Genomic DNA, 26521 nt, shown 5'->3' on the forward strand with positions numbered 1-26521 from the left:
TATGGGTAAGGTACTATTTAAGTACGCTAGGGAAGGAATAGGATTCTTAAACTGGTATTTGGTGAAGTCATGGCAAATTTTCAAATTGGATTTTATTCAATCCGATATTTCCGATATGCCCCAAAATTTCTAAAAACCGCATCAAATGTAGTATCCAAAGGCTGCGATTTTGGCGATTTTTACCTATCAAACCATAATCAGGTTGACGTAGGTTTTTGATGTGGCAAATTATTAAAATGAAAAATATACTACTAGCCTTTTTATTGATAGCCTTTAATAATGTATTAAAAGCCCAATCAATAAACATTGGTGCCGAACTTAGTGATGATATCATTACACGCTATCAGCCAACCATTAATACTATGACAGGAAAAGGATGGGACCATTCAAATAGTATAATTCTTCATGGTATTGAAAAGATATATTTAAAAGACAAAGACGCTAGATATCTTGAATACATAAAAAAATTTGTAGACGAATTTGTTGATGAAAATGGAGTTATTACCGATTTAAAGCCGGAATTGGATAGAATTCAACCAGGAGTATTATGCTTATTCCTCTATGAAGAAACAGGGGAATTAAAGTACAAGTATGCTGCAACTCAATTAAAGAATTACGTTTTAAATTCTTCACTTTTCAAGACAACACCTGAAGGTGGATTTTGGCACAAAAACAATGACCATTACAACGGCGTAATGACGATAGATGGAGCATATATGTTAAGTCCTTTTCTTATAAAATATGGCACTTTATTTCATGATAGTTTAAGCATTGAAACCGCTATTAATCAAACCTTATTAATAGCCTCAAAGACCTTTAATATTGAAACTAATTTGCCTTATCATGGCTGGGACTCTAATAAAAATAAAGAATGGGCAAACCCCATAACAGGTACTTCTACTGAAATATGGAGCAGAAGTATTGGATGGTTTTCAATGGCATTGATCGATATATTAGAGTATCTACCTAGCTCTCATAAAGATTATGCAAAAATTCTTTATTTGTATCAACATTTATCAAAAGGGATTAAAGAACACCAACATAGTAACGGCATGTGGTACCAGCTATTGATGCGAAATAGCATGGTTGATAATTATCCTGAAACAAGTGGTAGCGGAATGATTATATATGCTTTAAAAAAAGGAATATCTAAGGGTTTTTTAGATGAAGGCTACATTGAAATAGTTGATAAAGGATGGATGGCATTGAAGACTTTTGTTAAGTTTTCTTCCGATGGAAGCATGATAGTAAATTCTTTCTGTCCAGGAATGGGCATTCAAAAAAGTGCAATTGACTATTTAGCCGTCCGGCCAGTTAGCAGTCCTTCAACAGAAGAGAAACAACAACCACATGGATACTGTGCAGTTTTAATGGCGGCGTCAGTAATGAAAACAAAATAAAATGCTACAACAATGTATATAAAAAATAAGCGAAACAGTAATGAATTCAAGGCTTTTGGCTCGTATCAAACTTTTTGCTTAGTCGAAAGTTTAGTACTTCGGAACCGCCTACTTTTTATATACTAACCGATGCATTAGAAATTACGATCCCAAATTAAAATTAAATTATGGTTCCCAATATTAAAGTTATTGTTGTTTTCCTTGCCACTTTGATCGGCATATTTGGATGTGGTCATAAAATCATGGAAATGGAAACCTTGCAAAAAAGACAAACATTTGGTCTTAAGGATGTCTTTTTTAACGATTTTCTCGTTGGAGCTGCCGTTAATGAACAGTTGATTTCTGGAAAAGATTCATTGGCCTTAAAACTGGTAGCTAGTGAATACAATTCAATAAGTCCGGAAAATGTAATGAAGTGGATGTATATCCACCCAGAGCCGTCCTTATTCAATTTTGAAAAGGCCGATAGCTATATAGATTTAGGTGTGAAGAATAACCTTTACACTTTGGGACACACCCTTGTTTGGCATAGCCAAGCCCCTGATTATCTAAATAAAGTGAACGATAGTGCTGCCTTGGCCCGGTATCTGGAAAATCATATCACAACATTGGTAACAAGGTATAAGGGCAGGATTGCCGCTTGGGATGTGGTAAATGAGGCTTTAAACGAAGATGGTTCCTTAAGGCAAAGTGTTTTTTTAAAATACTTGGGAGAGGATTATATAAAAATGGCTTTTGAACTGGCGGAAAAGGCCGATCCAGGAGCTCATTTGATCTACAACGACTATAATCTATGGAAACCGGAAAAGAGGATGGGTGTTGTTAGGTTGGTAAAGCAGTTACAGGATAATGGCATAAAAATAGATGCCGTAGGGCTGCAGGGGCACTGGAATTTATCCGAACCTTCATTGGCCGATATAGAACAAAGTATTGTCACGTTTAATGAACTGGGGCTAAAAGTACATTTTTCCGAATTGGATATTAGCGTACTACCCAATCCTTGGGACCTGGTTGGGGCAGATATTAGCCAGAATTTCGATGAAAACTCCTACATGAATCCCTATCCCAAAAGTATACCGGATTCGGTCCAGATGGCATTGGCCAATCGTTATCAAGATATTTTTAGGCTTTTTTTAAAGCATAGGGATAAGATAGATAGGGTTACTTTTTGGGGTATTAGCGACCAAGGTTCCTGGCTTAACAACTGGCCTATTAAGGGAAGGGTAAACTATCCTTTACTATTCGATAGACATTTTAATCCCAAGATGGCCTATGATAGCATAGTTGCCCTAAAATTATGATTGCCTTACATCAAATTAATCTAAAGTATACATGACTAACAATTCACAAAATCTATCCATAAAGGAAAAAATTGGATATAGTCTGGGGGATTTGGCCGCCAACTTGGTTTTTCAGACCTTAATGACCTATTTGGCCTATTTTTATACGGATATTTATGGTCTTGAGGCCAACCATGCCTCCGCAATTATGTTAACGGTAGGGCTTGTAGCGGCCTTTGGCTTTAATCCAATTATTGGTGCATTGGCCGATAGGACCAAATCCAAATGGGGGAAATTTAGACCTTGGATTCTGTGGACCGCCGTTCCCTTGGGGGTTGTGGCGCTATTGGCTTTTAGTACACCGGATTTTGAGTACAAGGGCAAAGTAATTTACGCAGTGGTAACCTATACGCTTTTACTCCTATTGTATGCGGCCAATAATTTGCCTTATTCGGCCTTGAGCGGGGTAATAACAGGGAACATGGCCGATAGGAATAGCTTATCGTCCTATAGGTTTGTGGCCGTCATGTTTGCCCAGTTTTTTGTACAGGTCTTTATGTTGCCCATAATAGAAACTGCCGGTGGTGGTGATAAGGCCATCGGAATTGAAAAAGTGATGACTTGGTTGGCAATAATTGGGACAATAATGCTACTCATCACTTTCTTTGCCACCAAGGAACGTATTGTTCCCAGACCGGAACAATCTTCAAGTTTGGCAGAAGACATTAAGGACTTGTTTAAAAATAGGCCATGGGTCATAATTCTTTCGGTTACCACCTTGGTTTTTATTACCCTTGCCCTTAAGGGAGGTGCTTATGTGTATTATTTTGAGAATTACGTTGGCAAGGAAGAGCTGACCCAACTTATACAGCCCATATTGGATACTTTGGCTGGGATAGGTATTAACTTTTTTGGTGAAAATCCCGTCTCGGCCGGATTTGGCCTATTCAATGCTGGGGGAATTATATTCATGATTCTGGGCATTACACTTTCAAAAAGATTTGCGGACAAGTATGGTAAACGGGATGTTTTTAGTGTAGCCCTGTTTATGGCAACATTCTTTATCTTTATATTTTACTTTTTTTCGCCAGGGTCGGTAGAGTTGATTTTCCTTTCGCAAATACTTCACGGTTTTTTCTATGGACTTACAATTCCATTGCTTTGGGCTATGATCGCCGATGTGGCCGACTATTCCGAGTGGAAAAACAACCGTAGGGCCACAGCCATAATCTTTTCGGCAATGATGGTAGGCTTAAAGGGCGGCCTTAGTATTGGTAGTGCATTGGTAACTTGGATTTTGGGCCTATACAAGTATATAACCAAGGAAGCCGCCATAGCTGGGGAGGTAATAGTGCAACCCGATACTGCTGTTCAAGGTACCAAAATGTTGGTAAGTATTTTTCCTGCTATTCCCTTTTTGATAGCCATTGGGCTGCTTGTTTTATATGATATTGATAAAAAAATGGAGGTTGAAATCGAACGAGACCTCAAGGAACGAAGAAATAACGGATAAAAATTATTAAACATGCCAGAAGAACCCATATCCCATATAGATTTTGATGAATTGAATTTGAAGGCCATTTCACAGCCTATTGTAAGCCACTTATATACTGCGGACCCCTCTGCACATGTGTTTGACGGTAAGATTTATATTTATCCCTCCCATGATATTGATGCTGGTATTCCATTTAACGATAACGGTGATCATTTTGCTATGGAGGACTACCATGTAATTTCTATGGATACCATTCAAGGACCGGCCGTCGATCACGGAGTTGCCTTACATGTTAAGGACGTTCCTTGGGCAAAAAGACAGCTATGGGCTCCTGATGCCGCTCATAAAAATGGGCAATATTATCTCTTTTTTCCTGCAAAAAGGGCAGACGGTATTTTTCAAATAGGGGTGGCAATTGCGGGCCGTCCAGAGGGACCATTTATTGCCCAAAACGAACCTATTTTAAAAAGTTACAGTATAGACCCTGCGGTTTACGAAGATAATGACGGAAGCTACTATATGTATTTTGGAGGTATTTGGGGGGGGCAGCTTCAAAAGTATAGGAAGAATATCTACAACGAGGCGCATGAATTGCCAGCGGACCATGAACCGGCCCTCTTGCCCTTGGTAGCTAAAATGACCGACGACCTTTTGCAATTTGCTGAGGATCCCAAGGAGGTGGAAATACTGGATGAAAACGGTGAATTGCTACTGGCCGGGGACAACGATAGACGTTTTTTTGAAGCTTCATGGGTTCATAAATATGGTGGCAAATACTATTTTTCATATTCTACAGGGGATACACATTATATATGCTATGCGGTAGGGAGGAGTCCTTATGGCCCATTTACTTATTGGGGGCGGATATTAAATCCTGTAGTAGGTTGGACATCTCACCATTCCATCTGTGAAGTAAATGGGAAATGGTATCTTTTTTATCATGATTCAAGTCTGTCCAAAGGAGTCACGCATTTAAGATCCGTAAAGCTTACGGAGTTGGTGCACAGACAGGATGGGACCATAGAAACTATTGATCCGTACAACAAGTTGTAGCCAACGTAAAACTTCCCTTTTATGACCAAGTAGGAGGCGGAATGCGGGCATCATATTGGTATCCGTGCCATTACATTAAAACAGGCCCGCCCAGTTACAATAGTCTTTATTAGTGAAACTCAATATGGAGAAGTCGGTAAGACGCACTTAAAATTGCAAGTAGAACTAATCCCGCCTTTTTTGGCGGGATCTAAGTTCAATACCTCGACCCTAGGGTCGATTCCTATTATTGGGTTCAGGGCTTGGCTTGAGGTTGATTACCTTTTATTTAACTTGGATGAACTGCAGATAGTCATTGTTTTTTGCCGCTATTATAAAGGATTTATTATTAGTATTTACGGGTAACATGTCCTTAACATCCCCAGGTACAAATAATCCACTCTGGTTGGGGTGTACTGGTCTAAAGCCTCCTTTTCCATTTCCTTTTAGGAAAAGTCCATGGCCGGCGTCATTACGGGGAGTTTCAACTTCGGATACAAATAGGTTGCCCGCTATTATACAATCCAAATGGCCATCTTTGTCATAGTCGTTTACTAGGATTTTGTTGATGCTGGAGGTTTGGGCTTCCCTTGGGAGCTGGTGTGGGACCAATTGACCATTTTTGTTCTCCAAATAGATACTGGCAAACGATTTTACTTGATAATGCAATGAAGATTCCAGCGCCTTTTCACTATAAACGTCCTTCAAAGTGGCCTGGGCAAAACTCTCATAGTCCTTAAACTTTTGTTTAATTCCCGGTATTTGTTGAGAGGAACATTCCCTTCCCCTTAGTGGGTATTGTTCTCCATCATTATAATAACTCAGCACAATATCCGCAGCGTTATCCTTGTCAAAGTCATTGGCATAAATATCGAAAGTCTCCTCCTTTGTTGCTTTGTATTTGTAATTTAAACCATTATTCCCAACGATATAATCCATATCCCCATCACCATCAAAATCTCCTTTTTCTATGCTCCACCACCATCCGGTAGAGTCCTTGGTAAGTCCCATTTCCTCGGAAACTTCCTTGAATCCGCTCGTCGTATTTTTAAAAACCCTTATGGGCATCCATTCACCAACTACTATGATATCCAACCTATTATCATTATCTATGTCGGAAATCACCGCACTGGTAGCCATTCCCAGGTTTTCAAACTCAGGAACATGCATTTCTGGGGAAATGATAAATTTAACATTGTTATCATCACTAACATTTTGTAGGATAAAACTAGTAGCAGGTGAAGGATAGTTGCCTGGGACCTGTCTGCCCAAGACCAGTAAATCCTCCTTGCCATCATTATTAAAATCGGCATGGTACACTTTTGAACCACTTTGCTTTATTGATGGCAAGGAGTTTTTATGGGCTTTCGAGAATTTCCCCGTTCCATTATTTAAGTATAACCTGTCTTGTAAGGCTTCGGAATTTGGGGAAAATTCATATCCTCCGCTTACAACATAAAGATCATTGTCTCCATCCCCGTCGGCATCAAATAATAGTGCTCCTGAGTCCTCGCTAATTTTGTCTTCTTCCAAAAAACTGGAGGTTACCTTTATAAAGGCATTGGATTCTTGGATGAAAATACTTCCCGGGAATCCAGCTGATCCCCCTACATAATAATCATCCATCCCATCGTTGTTCATGTCACCAACGGCGATGGCCGGCCCAAAGGCGGACATTTTGTGAGGCAAGAGTACTTGTACAGCAAAATCGTCAAAGTCATTTTCCTCATGAAAGTGTTTGGGAAAGATATCGCTGTTATCCGTTGTAAACAGGGACGTATTGTCTGTGGCAGGCATTTCATGGATTTGGGCGTTGGAATAATCAATAATTAAGGTCTGATTAGGGTCTATGTTGTTTAGCTCTTCAATTTTTCCATCTGTCCATACTATTCTTAAAAGATCAATTTTTTTGGATTTGCCCAGCCCAAAGTGTAGTTCTGGTGCTACAGAGGATTGAAAACCTCTGGTTAGGGTAAGTTCTTGCATCTGTGTTTGTCCTTCAGTAGTTATATATACCCTGTTGCCTAAGCCAAATTTATTACCTGGTAGACCGTTAAATTTAATTTTTAGATACCCATTGAATTCCGAACTTTTATTCTCAAAAACCGAAGCATGGTCGTCTATATTATTGGTAATGATTTCAAGATCCCCGTCATTGTCAAGATCGGCGTAGACCACACCATTGGAAAAACCTTTATACTCAATTCCCCAATCTTCGTTTGCTTTCTCGAACTCCAGATTTCCTTTGTTTTTAAAAATAAAGTTGTCTATTTTTTCGGAAGGGATGGCCTGACTTAATTGCAAAAGGCTGTCCGAACTAAGTTTTATGCCCTTTAACTTATTAAAATAGTCATTGTTGTTGATTTCCCTTCTTGTGCCGTTGGATACAAAGAGATCCTTTAGGCCATCATTATCAAAATCGGCGAACAAGGGTCCCCAACTCCAATCGGTTGAAGAGGTTCCGGTAAGTCTTGAAACATTGGAAAAGTGTGGTACCCCGTCTTCAAATACTCCAGAATTCAACTGCATGCAGTTGTGCATATATTGGTATCCGAATCCTGAGCTGACAACATCCCAAAACAAGGCTATGTTCATACTGGCCATATTGGTTTTTTTACGTCTGTTGTCCTTGGCGTCCATATCTACCTGAAAGATATCCAAATTGCCGTCGTTGTTGAAATCGGCTATGTCAGCTCCCATGCCGTAGAAGGATGTATGTTGGGTGGCCTTCTTCACCACTTCCTTAAAAGTGCCATCCTGGTTGTTGATGAACATATAATCCGGAGATCTAAAGTCGTTGGATACATAGATGTCGGGCCAAGTGTCATTATTGAGATCCCCCACTGTGGCACTCAGCGTTAGACCAAAGTTTTTAAGTCCGGATTCATCGGTAACATTGGTAAATAGCTCCCCGTCATTCCGGTACAGATAATCCATATCGGTATCGGAAACATTTTTCATGTTATATAAATAGACAAATGAAGGTGAATCAAATTTGGTAGGAGGGTAATTGGCAACGTATAGATCCAAATCCCCATCTTTATCATAATCGAAAAAGGTAGCCTGTACACTATTACCAATATTGTCCACGCCATATTTTTCGGCCATTTCCTCAAAAGTACCATCGCCTTTATTTACGTACAATTGATTATTTTTTTTACCAAATTTGCCACCCACCGAGCAATAGATATCCAGTAACCCATCTCCGTTGATATCCGCCATGGTTGCCCCTGTGTACCAGCGGTCGTCTCCGCTTACACCGGCATTTTCACTAATATCCTCAAATTCTAGGTTGCCTTTGTTCAAATACAGTTTGTTGGGTACTTGATTTCCCGTAAAATAGATGTCCAACAGGCCATCATTGTTAATGTCGCCTGTGGCAATACCACCACCCATATATAGATAGGAATAGGTAAAATAATTTAAGGAATCGTTTTCCGTAAGATCGTTACTAAAGGTAATCCCCGTTTTAGTATAATCCAAGGATCTAAATAGCTTGCCTTGGTTCAAATCCCTGTTTTTGGAACAATTGACCAACAGTATCAAACCAATCGAAGCAAGAATTATTTTTCCAATCTCCGTACTTTTCATTGCTTTTAAAATTTAATTTGTGGCGATAATTTACATCATTTATACATGATAAAAAACAGCGTACCTGGGCACGCTGTTTTCAAACTAACTAACCAATTAACCAATTAACCAATTAACCAACTAAACTATTTACAATTTTTAATAACCAGGATTTTGATCTTCTGAATTTATATTTTCATTGGAAGTAATTTCGGAAAGCGGAATTGGGAATAGTTCGCTTTTGCCAGCTTGAAAGCCGGTTCCTTCCAAAAATTCAGCAGCGATTCCCCAACGGATCAAATCGTTGAACCTAATTTGTTCTCCGGCCAACTCAACCTTGCGCTCATGCACGATGGCGTCAAATACTTCTGTTTTGGATAGGGAGGTGGATAGTAGTGGCATCATAACACTAGGCCTTGACCTAACTTCGTTAATATATCCTACCGCATTTGCCTGGGTCCCTACTTCATTTTCACATTCTGCCATCATGAGGAGCACATCTGCGTATCTCATTACCTTGAAATTAATTCCTGAATTGGTCTCCTCATGTGCCCTTTGGTAGTAATTTTGGTATTTCTTCCAACCTGCCCGTCTATTTTGGGCAATGTAGACTTCCCCATCTGGGATGGGATCTGGAGGTGTCCCTGTACGTACTGTTCCCCCGGGAAAAGTGTCTCCATCGGAATAGAAGCAGTCTTTAAAGCGCGGATCGCCAGACTCATATTCGTCCAGCAGATCATCTGATGGATATACGTTGAACCAATCATTAAAGCCATATTCCTGTCCTCTAAAGGTAATCTCGTTCAAACGGTCGCCAGAACTACCATCCCCCCATCCAGAGCCACCTATTGAGGTGTCATAGGCTACTTCAAAAATAGATTCAGGACCGTATTCTGTTTGTTCTTTAAAATTGTCGAAATAATTTTCTTCCAATTGGTATTTGCCATAGACTTTTTCAAAATTGTCAAGGGCAAGCCTGTGTTCCCCTCTAAACAAATATACCTTACCTAAAAAAGCCAAAGCGGCCTCTTTGGTAGCCCTTCCCAATGTTGTTTCCTCTCCTTTTGCCAGGAGAGTATTGGATGCATCGGTCAAGTCGTTAATTATTTGTTCGTAAACCTGCTCTTTTGGACTCCTGGGATAGCCTACAATTTCGTCCGGAATGGTGGTGATCAATGGCACATCACCAAAACGGGTCACTAAAAAGAAATAATATAGTGCCCGTAAAAATTTGGCCTCTCCTATATATTTGCTTTTAAGTGCCTGGGACAATTTATTATCCGGTATTTCATTGATCTTTTCTTCGTTGCCAATAACGAAATTAGCCTTATTGATCCCTTTGTAGCAGCTGTTCCAATAAAGTCCGATGGCTCCGTGGGCTGAATTGAAGGAAAATTGTAGGTATTCCCTTTTATCCGCTTCCAATTGGGAGTTGCCCCCATTTTCATGGGACATATTATCCATCATAAAGAACATATGCCTAGTGTATAAGCCTTGTGTTTGCAAATTGGCGTACACGGCAGTAACGGAAGATTCTACCTGTCCTGCGTCCGAGAAAAAGGTTTCCGGTGCTATGTTATTTTCATTGATAAGTTCAAGGCCACTATTGTCGCAGGAAAGTGTGAACAATAGGCCAAAGATGGTGGCGGTAATATATTTATATTTTCTCATGTCTATATTTTAAAATGAAACTTGTAAGCCTAGAAGTAAGGATTTGGGCTGAGGGTAGTTACCTCTATCAATACCAACTTCAAAATTTGAGTTATTATTGGGTTTACCTATTTCGGGATCCAATCCGGAATAATCTGTCAGCGTTATAAGGTTCTGTCCACTTATATACAACCTTAATTTGTTAATATGCTTGTTAAGGGCATCACCTTTAATGCTATACCCCAAAGAAATATTTTTTAATCGGGTATAGGAACCATCCTCTATAAACCGGTCGGAGGCCGAAACGTTCTGGGTAGAGCCAAAGGCCCGTGGCACTGTATTGGAAGTACCTGGACCTGTCCAACGGTTTAGAACTGCGGTACCCGCATTGAACAAACGGGGCATTCCTTCTAGGTCATATATATTGGTGTTGTAAATACTATTTCCCGAAACCCCACTAATGAAGGCATTAAAATCCCATCTCTTATAACCTGCCGATAAGTTAAGGCCATAGGTTAGATCAGGGAATGCGCTTCCCAAGATGGTACGGTCCTGATCATTAATGTTTCCATCGTTATTTAAATCCTTAAAACGAATGTCTCCTGGTTGTACCGCAGTCTGTGACGGGTTGGCCGTAAAAACGGCATTGACCTCACTTTGGTCCTGATAGACGCCATCGGTTACTTTTCCATAAAAATGAAATAAGGTTTCGCCAACCGCCAATCTGGTAAGATTCTCATTTTCAAATCCACCTCCTACTAATTGATCAAGGCCACCCAAGGAAAGCGCCTCATTTTTACTGGTACCCAGGTTTAAATTGGCAGACCATGTAAAATCTCCTTCGTAATCGTTATAGCCTAAAGAGATTTCAAAGCCCTTGGTCTGTACGGAACCTACATTGGACCATTTGTAGTTCTTGAGAAAACCGAAGGAATCTGCAAGATTCAGCTGCATTAGAAGGTCGTTACTAGTGTTGTCATAATATTCCAGGGCCAGGGTTACCTTGTCGTTCATTAAACCAAGGTCGAGCCCTATATTGACCATGGTGGTCTCTTCCCATTTTAGATCTGGATTGGAAACGCCTTCGGCAGTAACACCAACATAATTGGTCCCGCCAAAAGGGTAATTAAAATTGGGCGAAAGGGATGTGGTATAGGTGTAATCCTCAGATTTATCATTACCTACAATACCCCAACTTCCCCTAAGCTTTAAAGTGCTAAATGAGGAATCTTCCAAAAAGGATTCCTTGGCAAGGTTCCAGCCTGCAGCCAGGGAAGGAAACCAACCCCATCTGTTGTTAGCTCCGAATCGTGAAGAAGCATCCCTTCTTAACGAGGCAGCAAAAATATAGCGTTGATCAAAATTATAGTTCAACCTTCCCAAATAGCTTACTCTGGCATATTTCGTAGTGGCAGAAGAAATATTGGCATCCTGATTGGAAAGTTCCTTTATGGTATTGCTCAAGAAATTTCTACTGTTATTATTAATATAGGAATTCTTGGCGTCTTGCCGTTCATACAGTAATAGCAGCTCAAAATTATGTAGGTCGTTAAAAGATTTGTTATAGTTAAGGCTATTGGTGAAAATAATATCCTTATTAATTCCCGTATTCTTTACAATATTGGCATAGACCTGTGTTCCTGTTCCTGTGTTTTCACTATCCTGGTTATAGGCCGGTGTAAATTGTTCATTAAGATAATTATCGTAAATGAGACCCAATTGTGATTTAAAGTTAAGGCCGTCCAAAATTTCGTATTCCCCATAAATGCTTCCATTTATTATTACGTTCTTATTGGAGAAATCCCTTAGTTTCTGAATCCGAACGGGATTTTCAGCATCCTGCCCATCGTTGGAACTACTTGGGCCTTGGAACCCACCTAAATTGGCACTATTATAAACAGGTAAATAAGGAGCCATTTTGATGGCGTGCTCTATTAAAGATCTACCGGAGTTTAGGCCGCCTTCAGGATTCTGGTCATTGAATGAAAGTGCCAGAGTTTCCCCCAAGCGCAATCTGCCCACAGTAAAATTGCTATTGGCCCTAAAGGCATATCGTTTAAATCCGGTTCCAATGATGGCACCTTCCTGGTCCTGGTAATTGGAAGAGAATCTATAGTTGCTGTTTTCTCCCCCACCGGAAATTCCCAAATCGAAATTTTGGATGAGGCCTGAAGTAAAGAGCTCATCTTGCCAATCTGTGTTTAGGCCAGATTTACTAGCGGGTGTATTAGGAGTAAAACCAAAGGCCTCTGTGGCATAATTTAAATATTGTTCGGTATTTAACAGGTCATATCTATTGGTTACGAACTGAACACCCGTATAGGAATCAAAATCAACACTAACTACTCCATTACGACTACCTTTTTTGGTAGTTACCATGATTACCCCATTGGCACCTAAGGAACCGTAAATGGCAGTAGTTGAGGCATCTTTTAAAATGTTAATGTTATCTATGTCCCCTGGGTTTAATCCGGAAAGTCCCGAATTGGAAATAACACCATCAATCACATACAGGGGAGAGCTGTTGTTCATGGTGCCTAAACCACGTATACGAACTTCAGGTGCAGTACCTGGCGACCCGTTGCTGATAACTATTACGCCGGCAGCCCTACCCTGCAAAGCAGATTCGGCATTGGTAACAGGTATGGCGGTAATGTCTTCGGACTTTATGGTGGAAATGGCTCCGGTTACTTCGGATCTACTCTGGGTACCATAACCCACGACGACCACTTCTTCTAGGGCCTCAAGGTCTTGAACAAGGCTTACATTGATAGATGTTCTGCCATTTAGGTCCACTGTCATTTTCTCATATCCTACGTAAGTAATGACCAAAGTAGCATTGGATGGAACATCGGGTAAGGTAAAATTTCCATCAAAATCGGTAGTGGTACCGATCGTAGTTCCAGAAATCACAATTGTGGCCCCTGGTAATGGAATACCTGTGTCATCAGAAACAACACCGCTGACCGTAGATGTTTGTGAGTAGGCGAAATGCCCGATAAATACAACAATCGCAATTATTGCGTGTTTAAATTTAATCATAGTTTACAGTTTAAGTTAGTTGAATTACCATAATGCACCTTCAAATAAATGATGATGTATTAGGACAAATATATACTTAGAGCTGTGTGGAAAATATCAGATATGAAGCAAATAATGAGAATTATGATGCAAAAGGTTTGTGTAAATGGGAATATGCAAAATTTTTTATATTAAAATTATAAATGTGGTATATGCCCCATGCGGCGGTGATAGGGATACCAAAGTGGGTATAGCAACTGAAATGGAATAGACATGGTACTATGTGGCGTATGGTTGAACTTGTGCGCAAATTGTATATGTTGGGTTGCTACTGTGTCACTTTTTGGGGAGGCCAATAAAAGTCATTAGGTGGTTTTATACAATTATGGCAAAGTTTTGCCACATCAATTGATTTTTTTATTTGACCATATTTTCAAGGACCAATCTATATATTCTATCCATATTAAGAAATATAATTACATTTTTGAATTGTAGGAAGGGAATTTTTTTACAACAAATCCCTAAATCTACCGTATTTTACTTAAGACCTCATTTGGTGGATTGCCGTTTAATTAGAGCCGTTTCCAAAACTATTTCCTTATAAACAATTGGTCCCTTATTTTTTAACTGTTGCATTTCCTTGTAAAGTTGTTTAAAAGCGGCTTTTCCCATCTCATAACCTGGTTGGTCTATTGTGCTTAAACTTGGAGAAATGACCGATGACATAAACCAATTGCTAAATCCTACAATGGAGATGTCCTCAGGTATTTTTATGCCTTGTTCATTAAACTCCGTAATGGCCCCAATAGCTACCATATCGGTGTTTATAAAGATACCATCCACATCCTTGTGGTCTTTTAACAGTTGGCGTGCATTCATTTTACCTTCTTCAAAACTCTGATCCCCACATTGGCAGATGTACACCAAAGAGGGGTCGTAGGGCATATTGTTATCCAACAGTGCTTTTTTATACCCCAGAAACCTATCAATGGAATTTTGCGGTAAAAGGGCCCCTCTAAAATGGGCAATTCGCTTACAGCCCGTGTCAATTAAGTGTTGTGTTGCCTCATAGGCCGCTTTTCTGTCATCAATGATCACTTTGGAACATTTTACCAATTTGGCAATCTTATCGAACATTACCAAGGGTTTGTCCTGGGCCAGAACATCGTTAAGATGGTTATAATCGGCGGTACCATTGGCCAAGGATATTAAAATGCCATCAACACGTTGTCTCAATAGCAGTTGAATCTGTTTTTTTTCCAATTCATAGGATTCATTGGATTGAAGGATAATGACCAGATATCCTTTTTTCTCTGCCTGGGCAACGATGCCCTTAATAACACTGGAAAAAAAATGATGGACAATTTCTGGAATTATCAGGCCAATGGTCTTGGATTCCTTCGTCCTTAGGTTTACGGCAAAGGCATTGGGCTTGTAGTTCAGGGTCTGTGCCAACTCCTTCACCAAGGCCTTGGTTTTTTTACTAATGTCCGGATAGTCCTTTAGAGCTTTTGAAACAGTGGTCACAGAAATATTAAGTTGATCTGCTATTTCTTTTAGGGTAACAGGTTTCATCTTGGGTTTGAATTTATATTAAATATACTAAAAAATAGAAAATCTAAATCGTTTTCGTTCATTTCGAAATCGTTTTCGTTAATCAATTTAATATTTAAAGCCTTTTTTAGATATAACTTTCACCAAGATTGTTCCAAAACTTACTGATTCGTGTTGCTCCAAAATCGTTCAAATACCCATGGACTAAATCTCACTGGAGAAACGACGTTTGGTTGGGCAGAACAGACGGAGAATAGTTGTAAATAACCAGGTTGGAATACCATCATCTTGATGGACACGAAGGCCTAGGACGAAATATAGATTTTTTAGGTTGGTTGATTGTTTTTTCGATTGAAGTGTAAATAGAGTTGATGTTTAGGTGACTAGAGGTCAGCTCTTTTACTTTTCTTCCCTTGTTTCGTTTAATACGATCCATGACGTTAAAGAACGACTTCCCATATGTACGGGGCCACTTTTTAAAAAACTGGGGATATTATCAAATGAAATGCATAGCTTTATTAAGTTCTTTTGATACCACGTTTTGGAGATAGGGCATTTAATTTAAGGTCCCAAGACTGCTTATTGAATTGTAAGGGTAAGTAGCACGTAAGCTCCAATAGGCCTATGACATATTAATAAAAAAAACATTCTAACCTCTTACAAGATAGCTATGTTAAACAAACCTAAATTAAGTTTTTGGCAAATCTGGAATATGAATTTCGGATTTCTGGGTATACAATTCGGATTCGGTCTGCAACAGGCCAACATGAGTCCTATTTACAGATATTTAGGGGCAGATGAGGCGCAAATACCATGGTTGTGGCTTGCCGGACCATTAACCGGTTTGTTGGTACAACCTATTATTGGTGCCATGAGCGATAAAACATGGACCAAATTGGGAAGGCGTCGTCCGTATTTCTTAGTGGGCGCCATTTTGGCGAGTATTGCCCTGATTTTTATGCCCTATTCCTCCACACTTTGGATGGCTGCAGGATTATTATGGATATTGGACGCCTCCATGAACATTGCCATGGAGCCCTTTAGGGCTTTTATAGCCGACAAATTACCGTCAGAACAAAGAACTTTAGGGTTTTCGGTTCAAAGTTTTTTTGTTGGTTTAGGCCAGTTTTCTGCCAACATTATGCCCTGGTTACTCGGTTTTTTGGGAATCATTACCCTTGGGGCCTATGGCGAAATCGCAGAGTTGGAGAATGCCAATGGAATACCCAATTTCATAAAATATTCCTTTGTCTTGGGAGCTATGGTTATGCTAGGTACCGTGTTGTGGACCATTTTTACAACGGACGAATATCCTCCAGAGAATATGGAGGAATTTAAAAAGGATAAAGGAAGTGTTGCCAAGGTTTTTATTGAAGTGAAGGAGGCAATTGTTACCATGCCCAAAACAATGAAACAGTTGTGGTGGGTTATGTTCTTTGTGTGGTATGGTTTGCCCTTAATGTGGCAATATCTGTCCTTGGCCATTTCGAGGCACGTATTCGGTGCCGCCTCTCCGGAACATCCCGATTTTGAAAAGGGAGCCTTTTACGGAGGTGTAAGTTTGGCCATATTCAGTGTAGCATGTTTCACCATTTCTTTCGCCATTCCTTGGGTAGGGAAAAAATTGGGGCATAGGCAGACTCACGCCGTTTTCTTGATAATAGGGGCCATTGGTTTTATTACTATGCAAATTGCCACCACTACCACCATGTTTTATATATGTATGTTTTTAGTGGGGGTTGCCTGGGCATCCATTATGGCAGTGCCTTATGTTATTCTATCGTATTCGGTACCCAAGGAGCGCATGGGGGTCTATATGGGCATTTTTAACATGTTTATTGTGGTTCCCCAGTTTATAAGCATGGCCACCGTACCATTTTTTTATGACTCCTTGTTTTTGGGCGATCCAAGAAATGCATTGGCTTTTGTGGGGATATGTTTTATACTGGGAGCAATTTCGTGCTTTTTTATATCCAAGGATTATGCCGCTGTACAAAGCAATTAGTCATATAAAAATAGGGTATATGTATTGGATTTCGGGTCACGAAGGTGTTGAAAATTTAGACCATATAGCCTAGTAACTCTAAAAATAAACTATATAAAAATTAATATGAAAAACATAGATGTTCTATGTGTTGGGGAAGTACTTGTTGATTTTATAGGTCATCAGGCGGGGGTCGATATCAACAATACTAGGGATTATCACAGATATCTCGGGGGGTCCCCCACTAACGTGGCCATGAATTTGGCTAGATTGGGGCTTAAGTCGGTCCTAGTGTCCACCGTGGGCAATGATGCCTTTGGGGAATACATTTTTAAGAGATTGGGAGAAGTTGGCGTGGATACCAAACATATAAGCACCATTGTGGATGAACCTACAAGTGTCATCTTTGTGTCCAGGAGCGAAACGACCCCGGATTTTATTCCTTTTCGCAAAGCGGATTATCGTATTGCGGAAAGTCAGATCAGCAATGATATCCTTGCGGCCACCACTATATTCCATACCACTTGTTTTGCTCTAAGTAAAGATCCGGGTAGGACCACTATTTTAAAAAAGGCAAAAGAGGCCTTTGACCTTGGCTGTAAATTGAGCATAGATGTTAATTATGCCAAAAAACTATGGGATAGCCAGGCGGTGGCGCTAGAGGTAATCAAGTCGTACTGTGCGTTTAACCCTTTGGTCAAGATCAGTGAGGATGATATGGAAAGGCTGTTTGAACAGGAACTGTCACATGATGAAATTTTTAACTTTTTTCATTCCCATGGGGTCGAGATTGTTTGTTTGACCTTGGGAAGTAAAGGGGTCAAATTATCTCAAAATGGAAAAGGCATAATGCAATTGCCGGCCATAAAGGTAGATAATGTAATGGACGCCACAGGTGCTGGGGACGCATTCTGGTCCGGATTTTTGTTTGCCTATATTAAAGAAAAGCCCATGGAGAAATGCTTGGAAGTAGCCTTGCAACTGGCGGCCTTAAAACTGCAAAATGTAGGGAGGCTCCCGGATAATATCAATATTCTGTCCGATTTATTGTAAATCAGTTAGATGTTAACCCAAATAATACCAATTACTTAAGTATCCAAAGAAATGTTAGAGCACAAATACGGAAGCCAAGGTTCAAATAATTCCAGCATTGTAAACGGGGTAATGCTAAATGCCTATCCCGATAGTATTGGCCACAATTTGAACGACATCGTCACAATGTTGGAAATGCCGGAGTTTAAGGATGTATTTTCCCTGTTCTACATCTTGCCTACCTTTTTTAATAGTGATTTGGATAGGGGGTTTTCCATTATAGATTACGATCTCAATAAGGATTTGGTCTCTAGGGAAGATCTTAAGGCCTTGGAAAAATTAAAGATAGGTTTAAAGTTTGATATTGTTTTGAACCATTTATCGGTGGCGTCGCCACAATTCCAAGACTTATTGGCGCAGGGCGACGATTCTAAATTTAAAGAATTTTTTATCAACTGGAACGAGTTCTGGGAAGGTAATGGCGAAATGGGGGAGGATGGCGTGCTAATCCCCAGGGAGGAGTTCCTATCCAAACTTTTTATGAGGAAATCCGGATTGCCCATTTTAAAAGTGCCTTTCCCGGACGGAACCGAAAAGCCTTATTGGAATACTTTTTATCAGCAGTTGGGTTACCAAAAAATTACTGCAAACGATTTATTAAAAATTAAAGGACTAAGCAATAGCCAAAAATTAGCGATCTGTGAAAAAATAAATGGCGCTATAACCGAGGGAAAGGACTTGAGGAATCTGGATTTCGGCGACTGTAATCCATATAAAAAAGAAATCCTTCAAATTGTAAATCGAAAAATAACCTATCTGGGACAAATGGATGTCAATGCCAGTTCGCCCTTGGTATGGGAGTTTTATAGGGAAACTTTGGAAAAGCTAAAGGGTTTTGGCTGTAAAATTTTAAGGTTGGATGCCTTCGCCTACCTGCATAAGGAAGTAGGTAAATCCAACTTCTTTAACAAACCTGGTACTTGGGAGTATTTGGAACGGATAAGGCAGATAGCACAAAAGAACGACTTGATCTTGTTGCCCGAGATTCATGCGGAATACGGACTTCATTTACATGAAGAGGTGGCCCAGAAAGGGTATCATATATATGATTTTTTCTTGCCGGGGTTAACTATTCACGCTCTGGAAATAGGCAGTACCAAGTCCCTTTTAGGCTGGGCCAGGGAAATTCTTGATAAGGGCTACAAAACCGTAAACATGTTGGGCTGCCATGACGGAATACCTGTATTGGATCTAAAGGGAAAGGAGGTCAACGGAGTTTATAATAAAGGCTTGCTGTTGGATGAAGAGATAGAGGCCATCATGAACAAAATTATGGATAGGGGAGGAAGGGTTAAAAATCTCTATGATCCTGCAGGAAAAAAAATCTCCTATTACCAGGTAAACGCCACCTTTTTCAGTGCCTTGGGCGAAGATGAAAAAAAACTATTATTGGCAAGGGCCATTCAAATGTTTATGCCGGGAATCCCACAAGTATGGTATTTGGATATTTTTGCAGGAAAGAACGATTATGAGGCGGCAGACAAAGGGGGTAGTGGGGGCCACAAGGAAATTAATAGAACAACGTTATCACTACAGGAGGTGGAACAAGGTCTTAAACGGAGTATAGTCATTGATCAACTTGCCTTAATTCGTTTGCGTAACAGTTCACGGGCATTCTTGGGCAAGGTGGAGTTTAAGGATACCCCTGATGGCGAATTGGATATTGTTTGGAAGAATCAAAAAGAAAGTGCCCAATTAAAAGCTGATCTCAAAACCCTTACCTTTACCATAAACTATACCCATCATGGTATTGCCAAAAGCATAGCGTATTAAAAGTGGCAATATGTAAAAAAATATTTTATTGAAAACACCTAAAATTCCCCAAAATGAAAGGGAAAGAATTAAGGATTTGGATTCCTATTCCATTCTGGATACTTTGCCGGAAACCGATTATGATAACCTAACCACAATTGCTGCGGAAATTTGCGGAACCCCAATTTCCCTGATTAGTCTCATTGATGATAAGCGGCAATGGTTTAAGTCACATCACGGTTTGGAAGCCAGCGAAACACCTAAAGAGTATGCGTTTTGCGGACATGCCATTAATGAACCCAACGATGTATTTATTGTCCAGGATGCTAGAACGGATGAACGCTTTCATGATAACCCCTTGGTTACCGGTGACCCCCACGTTATTTTTTATGCCGGTGTTCCTTTGGTCAGTAAAGCAGGCCTAGCGTTGGGAACATTGTGCGTCATAGACCATAAGCCCAATTTGTTAAGTCAGAGCCAGATACGTTCCTTAGCTGCACTTTCCAAGCAGGTGATGAATTTGCTGGAGCTTAGAAAGAATAATTTCCTGTTGGAGCAAACGGTCATAGAACTGGAAGAAAAAAATGAGATTCTGGAAAAATTTGCTTCAGTTGCCGCCCACGACCTTAAAACTCCCTTGATCAATATCTCCAGTTTAACACAACTTTTTAGGAAACAATATAAGGACATTTTGGATGCTGATGGATTGGATATATTGGAAATGATTATTGGTTCTTCCGACAATCTTATCCAGCTTATCGATGGTCTACTTCATTATAGTAAGGCCGAAAGTATATTGAGGGAAGAAAAATCGAGTATGGCATTGAATAGTTTGATCAAGGATTTAGAGGGACTTTTTTCTTATGATCACAAATTAAATCTAGTTCTAAAATCTGACTTGACGCATATAATGGTCAATAAAACCGCTATCCATCAGATTCTGATCAATTTATTGACCAATGCTATTAAATACAATGACAAAGCGGTAGTCGAAATTGAATTTGGGGTATCGGAGAGTGCTTCCCATTACCTTTTTTACCTTAGTGACAATGGACCCGGAATTGCTGCTGAGCATCAAGAAAAGATTTTTAAGATATTCGAAAAATTAATGGCCACCGATAAATTTGGAAGACCGGGTAATGGAATAGGATTGGCCACGGTGAAGAAATTAGTGGAAAAATTAGGGGGGGACATTAAGGTAGAATCGGAACTTGGAAGGGGTGCCAAGTTTATTTTTACTTTGGAAAAATAGTTTATACAATATAAAATACCTGAAAACCAGGAATGTCAAAGGCTCAAATATTTTTTATGAATAATGTTGCGCGGTAATTAATGATAATTGTATATTTGCAGCCGCTAAAGATAAAACTTATCCGATTTAGTGAATGGTCGCGTAGCTCAGCTGGATAGAGCATCTGCCTTCTAAGCAGACGGTCACACGTTCGAATCGTGTCGCGATCACTTCAACAAAAAAGGGCTACCAAGAGATTGGTGGCCTTTTTTTTTGTTATTTGATTTTTTGGAAATGCACACTTTGTGGGATCAATGGATCAATCCCAAAAGGGATCAGGAACAATTGTTGTGTTTATGTAAAATTAGGATTAATTTGATCACTCATGTTTTTTGAACAATAGTTTTAATTAATAGGAGCAATCTAGAAAAACCAACGATTAAATCATTCTTTCATTTTACTCAATGGGTTGTTATTGTTTTTATCGGATTTCGTGAATCTTCGATTTCTTTGTTTTCCAATGAAACCGACGCAGGAGGTTCATGAATACCTTATTATAAAATAGAAAGGCCATGAATAAAACGAAACAAACCCGCCTTGCCGTCGGGCAGGAGAAAAGACCCTTCTTCACTAGGTGGCCCCTAAAATCTTAGGATTTTAAGGACCGATGCCATGGCCTAAATTATTTCCAAGGCTTCAATAATTCTTAACGGCCATGCCATCTCCACTACGGAAGAAGAACTACCAAACCATAGACCTTGATGACAATGCCCAAAGGTATTTAGTAACGGAAAATGATTTATCCCCACATAAAGGTCGACGGAACGAAAGGACCGGCCTATTTTCAATTTCGTCTTAAATTAAGTGGTTTCCACATTGGGTTCAGGTAGCTGTCCAAAGAGCATTTCGCCTTAGTGAAAGCGGCCTGGACGGTGCGGCTGTGGAAAGTGCATAGATTTAAAGAAATTTAAAATCAGCCTAGCGTTTTTTGCATCGCCCAAATGCGTAGCATTCATGAATACCATAAAAAAACAATTGAGCAGCCGATGAATAAAAAACGACCAGGGCTGAATACCAAGGTACAGTGTACCTTGGTTAGATGGATTTGTTGCGTCATCATAAAAAAATACCTTAGTAATAACATTGTTTTCATCCATGTGAAGGGAGATAGGCCCGTCTGCTAGTTGCATCAACAGTTTATCTGAATGCTTGCCGTAATTGCTGTAAACAAAATCACCATCAGAAAAAGACTTAAAGGTGTCATTCTCGCCAAGGGCTTATGCTCTCTATTGAAAGCCGCCCCATAACCGTTATTGTTTCTTTTAATACCGTAAGGCAAATTGATTTTGAAGAAATCACTACGTGCTATAGTTATTAAACTTTATGGATTAATGGAATAGGTATATAAATAAATTTTATAATCGAAACAGCGGTTTAAGTGTTAGACTGAACTTAAAGCGTGCTTATTTTTTTCCATGCAAATTTGAGATTAAATTCAGACTTATATTTTACCAAAAGTATCAAATACTATACTATTTAAGTCACCATTAAAAATTCTAAAATTAGGATAAGTTGATCAAAAATGATTGATTGCGAACTCTTGGGATTGCCCTTGCACTATTCTTTTGTAATTTTCCACCTGTTGACAGATTTCTGATATGACTATCCCATTCTACAGAAGAATTTTTGATTGTTCAATTTTCTTGCACGCATAAAAGTTTGGGTAAAAGTGTAGGGATTGGAGTTCTAAATATGTTAAGAAATACAAAGGACTATAATTGGGGATCACTTTTTCCTTTTCAAAACAAACATCTTTAGACCTGTTATGTACAGGATTATTGGAATTAGACCAGAAATAAATACCAGGATCCTTCCCCATAACCCTCCAATTTCCCCTATATGAACGGGATAGAATTGCCCAGCGATCCGATTACTATTGGAATCTGTTTGAAAATCCGTGAGGCTGGTAATAGATCCTTTTTGATCAATTTTCAGTTCCTTGGTTTTTCTTAGGCCTTCCATTAGGAATCTATCCTGAATATATCTAAAATGATATCCTTCCTGTTTGTTTTTGGGAAGAATGACAGTGCGAAGGTCATAGTCTTTATCAGGATTGAGTAGATATTCTTTATGGCTGATTGGGCTTCCAATTTTAAGTTCATTTTGCACTGACTTCGGTTGTGCTGAATCATCAAATATGCTTAGTGCCGTTTTATAATACGTATTATAGGTAAAATAGGCGCCGGTAAAAGCTATGACCATGAGCGGGAAGAAAAAACTTGCACCCAGTACTTTATGAATGTCGTAATTCAATTTCTTTTTCTTGGCTGTCCATTTTATTTTAAAGCCTTTGATAAGATTGGTGCTATAGATTTTCCACCACATGTAGGCACCAGAACTTAATAATAATAGGAAAAATAAAAGAGTGCTGCTACCCGTAATATATTTTCCAATTTTCGGAATCCCCAAGGTTCTGTGAAAGTTTAATAAATTTTCAAAAAATTTAATGGAACTCGATTTTTTGCCCAAAAGAGAGCCGGAAATAGGATGATAATAATAGGTCTCACCATTCGTGTATTCCAAGGAAATAGTCTTTTGCTCGCGATAGGGCAAGTTTATTTTGGTGAGACTGTCCTTATGTTGTTCTACTAATTTGTAAGATGTCTTGTAGAGATTGTTTTCATCAAAAGGTTTAGCAGGCTCAATGGTCAATAACTCTGGGTTGAGCATAGCGCTTAGTTCAGGTTGCCAAGTATATAGTGAACCTGTCAACCCGGAGATTGAAGCGATCAGGCCGCATGACAGACCCAGCCAAAGGTGTAAATTCCTTATAAACCTGTTAAATTTGATCAAAGAAGCTATGGTTTAAAAATTGTACCTAAGTCCTAGTTTTGCGTTGGCTCCTTCTCCTACCCCCGTAAAGGTATTTAAAGGTGCGGCCCACTGAGATCGGGCAGGTAGGTAGTATTCGTTCAGTATATTGTTGACGCCTAGGGAAAGCGATAGGTTCGATTTTAATTGATAGCCCATAGAAAGATTCAGCAAGGTATAACCACTAACGGGGAATTGTGTATGTCTATATGCCCAAGTATCGTTGGCATCGATAAAGGGATCGAATCGGTTTCTATCGCCCAGATTGGTCATTCTAAGCGATGTGTTTAATTTTTCCGTGGGCTGCCAGTTAATATATGTGGTCCATTTTGGGGCGGCTATGACATCACCGCCCAAATAAGTCAGGTTGTTTTCGTCATCTACACCATGGGTCAATCCTTCTACGTAAGAATATGACGTTCCTACTTGCCATTTCTTGTTCCAACTAAAGTAATCCAAGGATACTTCGCCACCAAAAATTCGTTGTGGTTGTTTTGAGGGTACAAAGGAATTGATCTCATCCACAAATACAACTCCTGTGCCCAAGTTCGAAGTACTGTAATAGCCGACGGCCTCTAGTTGAAAGTTATTGAATTTGGATATAAAGCCAAATTCATAGTTATTGGTTACCGCTGGTTCCAACTGTATGTCATTTATGTTATCGGCCACCGCAGACCGCAGTATAGAGCCTAGGTCGGCAATGGAAAATCCTTGGGAATAACTTATATAAGGTGTAAATTCCTGATGCTGTATATACCGGACTCCTAAGTTGAAGGCCAGATTGTTGAATTTAAGTTGACCACCTTCCACAGCTACGGATGGACTGAAATTGCCATCACTTTTAGCGGAATAGGGAAGGGTGTTGTAATCTACGATGTCCATATTCATATCGTCATATCGCAAACCAGCCTTAAGAACCCATTGGTTCTTAAGTTTTATAGTAGATTGCGCGTAGGGCGCCCAACTCATCAAATCGATATTTGGAACCCATAACCTTCCATCCAAAAGCCCTTGATTGGTTTTGTCCTTTAATAGGTCTACCCCGTAGGTCAAAGTTATATTTGTTGGGCCATATGAACCAAAACTGGTATTAAAGTTGGGTCTGATGCCATATTTTTTGGCATTTATTACGGATTGTCCGCCGTTTTCGAATTTATCGGAATAGAAAAATACATTCTCAGTGTCTTGATAATATAGGTCTGTTTCAAAATTGGTAGTTCCCTGGAATATATTGTTGAGACTATATTTTAATTGTCCGTTGACCAAGGTCGTCCCAGTAGGTTCTTCGCCAACAATGGTCCCCTTTACGCCATAACCAGGAACAAGCGTATAATCCCCATTCTCATTAAAGACTTCTACCTCCGCGGCTACCGGAATGAAGGGGCTATCTTGAGCGGAATGGTAGATATTACCACTTAGGGTCAGTTTTTGTTGATCCGTTAGTAAATATTCCAGTTTTGCAAATGTGCTATAAATATCGGTGTTATCAAATCCATAGGTAGGGAGAACGGGAACTCCATCTGCATCGTATTTATTACCTGTCTGTTCCATACTTCCGCTGATGTAGTAACTGAATCTATTCAAGTTGCCCTTAAGGGACTGATGTATGCCCCAACCCAATGCGTCATTGGTTTTAGCTAAATTGGTTGTCCCCCATAGATTGGTAGTACCTTCAATTTTTTCATTGGAAGTTGGATTTTTGGTGATATAATTGATAAAACCGCCATTGCCCCCGTTACCGAAGATGGATGTGGCCCCTTTGATTACCTCTACACGGCTAATATCATTGGGATTTACGGATTTTATTCCCAGTTGGCCATTTCTCAATGGGGTGGATTGGGGAATGCCATCGACCATAACCAATAGTGAACGCCCTCGGAGGGTTTGTCCCCAATTGGAAAAGGTACCGGTAGAGACTGCCAGTCCTGGGACGGTAAATTCCAGTATTTCACTGATATTTGAGGTAGAGGGTACAAACTCCTCCAATTTGGCCAAGCCTACAACGGTAATGGAAGCAGGAATTTCGGATAGATATTCGGAATGCCTGCTCGCAGAAACCACTACTTCATCCAAATTGCTCAAATCTTCTTTTAAAATGGCATCATAAGTCAAGGCAGAGTTGGGTTCCAGGGTAATATTTTTTGTTTGTATTTGATATCCCAGCATCCTGAGGGTAAGTGTCCAGGATCCTTCCTCAAGGTCCATAAGTTGGTAGTTGCCATTGAGATCGGTCATGGTTCCCTCTTTTAATTCCTCAATATATATGGTTGCACCGGTAAGGGGTTGATTGGCTTCATCTGTAATTTTACCTTTTATACTGGCTTGTGAAAAGGCATTTAAAGAGAGCAAAAGGGCTGCTGCCCAGACCATTATTTTCATTCTATTCTTATTTAGATTTATTTAAAATAAGAGGCAAATATAGAATCCAAATTAATATTCACAAAGAAATATTTGCTTTAGTTTTTTAAATAGCTTGGTAATGTTGATTAATAAAAAGGCCCAGGTCACCAGCAAAAAGTTTTACTGTAATCTCCAAAAGACAATGTCATATATACCAGAAACGACACAAATTAAGGTTTTTTACAACTT

The 26521-nt window shown here is 39.6% G+C and carries 15 protein-coding genes and 1 tRNA gene; 10 read left to right on the forward strand and 6 right to left on the reverse strand.

Annotated elements, in window-relative coordinates; genetic code table 11:
• Position 1: 1 nt before the first annotated feature.
• From B9Y87_RS22290 to B9Y87_RS04415, 5 genes are all read left to right on the forward strand, one after another.
• On the forward strand, positions 2–133 hold the full coding sequence (locus tag B9Y87_RS22290; protein WP_262483171.1) for a hypothetical protein: 132 nt from the start codon (positions 2–4) through the stop codon (positions 131–133).
• Positions 134–236: 103 nt separating this feature from the next.
• Positions 237–1400 carry a glycoside hydrolase family 88/105 protein gene (locus tag B9Y87_RS04400; protein ID WP_139827141.1) on the forward strand — a complete coding sequence of 388 codons (1164 nt, stop codon included), beginning with the start codon at positions 237–239 and terminating at the stop codon, positions 1398–1400.
• 167 nt (positions 1401–1567) lie between these two features.
• A complete protein-coding gene (locus tag B9Y87_RS04405) occupies positions 1568–2701 on the forward strand; it encodes an endo-1,4-beta-xylanase (RefSeq protein WP_085496493.1) in 1134 nt (377 codons plus the stop codon).
• A gap of 31 nt (positions 2702–2732) precedes the next feature.
• Positions 2733–4193 carry an MFS transporter gene (locus B9Y87_RS04410; protein ID WP_085496495.1) on the forward strand — a complete coding sequence of 487 codons (1461 nt, stop codon included), beginning with the start codon at positions 2733–2735 and terminating at the stop codon, positions 4191–4193.
• Between the two features lie 12 nt (positions 4194–4205).
• Positions 4206–5228, forward strand: a complete 1023-nt coding sequence (locus tag B9Y87_RS04415; protein ID WP_085496497.1) for a glycoside hydrolase family 43 protein — start codon at positions 4206–4208, stop codon at positions 5226–5228.
• 264 nt (positions 5229–5492) lie between these two features.
• On the opposite strand, the gene B9Y87_RS04420 is transcribed toward B9Y87_RS04415, so the two are convergent.
• The 4 genes from B9Y87_RS04420 to B9Y87_RS04435 form a co-directional block, all read right to left on the reverse strand.
• A complete protein-coding gene (locus B9Y87_RS04420) occupies positions 5493–8798 on the reverse strand; it encodes a VCBS repeat-containing protein (protein WP_085496499.1) in 3306 nt (1101 codons plus the stop codon).
• A 138-nt stretch (positions 8799–8936) separates the two neighbouring features.
• Positions 8937–10448, reverse strand: a complete 1512-nt coding sequence (locus B9Y87_RS04425) for a RagB/SusD family nutrient uptake outer membrane protein (RefSeq protein ID WP_085496501.1) — start codon at positions 10446–10448, stop codon at positions 8937–8939.
• Positions 10449–10457: 9 nt separating this feature from the next.
• Complete coding sequence (locus B9Y87_RS04430; protein ID WP_085496503.1) at positions 10458–13469, reverse strand: SusC/RagA family TonB-linked outer membrane protein; 3012 nt, start codon at positions 13467–13469, stop codon at positions 10458–10460.
• 528 nt (positions 13470–13997) lie between these two features.
• Complete coding sequence (locus B9Y87_RS04435) at positions 13998–15023, reverse strand: LacI family DNA-binding transcriptional regulator (protein WP_085496505.1); 1026 nt, start codon at positions 15021–15023, stop codon at positions 13998–14000.
• A 691-nt stretch (positions 15024–15714) separates the two neighbouring features.
• Between B9Y87_RS04435 and B9Y87_RS04440 the strand changes: the two genes are divergently transcribed.
• The 5 genes from B9Y87_RS04440 (at position 15715) to B9Y87_RS04460 (ending at position 21291) form a co-directional block, all read left to right on the forward strand.
• Complete coding sequence (locus B9Y87_RS04440) at positions 15715–17007, forward strand: MFS transporter (protein ID WP_217807483.1); 1293 nt, start codon at positions 15715–15717, stop codon at positions 17005–17007.
• Between the two features lie 105 nt (positions 17008–17112).
• A complete protein-coding gene (locus tag B9Y87_RS04445; RefSeq protein ID WP_085496510.1) occupies positions 17113–18039 on the forward strand; it encodes a carbohydrate kinase family protein in 927 nt (308 codons plus the stop codon).
• Positions 18040–18090: 51 nt separating this feature from the next.
• Positions 18091–19851, forward strand: a complete 1761-nt coding sequence (locus B9Y87_RS04450; protein WP_085496512.1) for an alpha-amylase family protein — start codon at positions 18091–18093, stop codon at positions 19849–19851.
• Between the two features lie 28 nt (positions 19852–19879).
• Positions 19880–21082, forward strand: a complete 1203-nt coding sequence (locus B9Y87_RS04455) for a sensor histidine kinase (RefSeq protein ID WP_085496514.1) — start codon at positions 19880–19882, stop codon at positions 21080–21082.
• Between the two features lie 135 nt (positions 21083–21217).
• A tRNA-Arg gene (locus B9Y87_RS04460) sits at positions 21218–21291 on the forward strand.
• A gap of 1555 nt (positions 21292–22846) precedes the next feature.
• On the opposite strand, the gene B9Y87_RS04470 is transcribed toward B9Y87_RS04460, so the two are convergent.
• Both B9Y87_RS04470 and B9Y87_RS04475 read right to left on the reverse strand, forming a co-directional pair.
• The gene (locus B9Y87_RS04470; RefSeq protein WP_139827142.1) at positions 22847–23914 is read right to left on the reverse strand and encodes a PepSY-associated TM helix domain-containing protein; all 1068 of its coding nucleotides are present in this window, start codon (positions 23912–23914) and stop codon (positions 22847–22849) included.
• A 12-nt stretch (positions 23915–23926) separates the two neighbouring features.
• Positions 23927–26311, reverse strand: coding sequence for a TonB-dependent receptor (locus B9Y87_RS04475; RefSeq protein WP_085496518.1), 2385 nt, complete (start codon positions 26309–26311; stop codon positions 23927–23929).
• Positions 26312–26521: the final 210 nt, after the last annotated feature.

The sequence above is a fragment of the Arenibacter troitsensis genome (assembly GCF_900177645.1).
GTDB classification, from domain to species: domain Bacteria; phylum Bacteroidota; class Bacteroidia; order Flavobacteriales; family Flavobacteriaceae; genus Arenibacter; species Arenibacter troitsensis.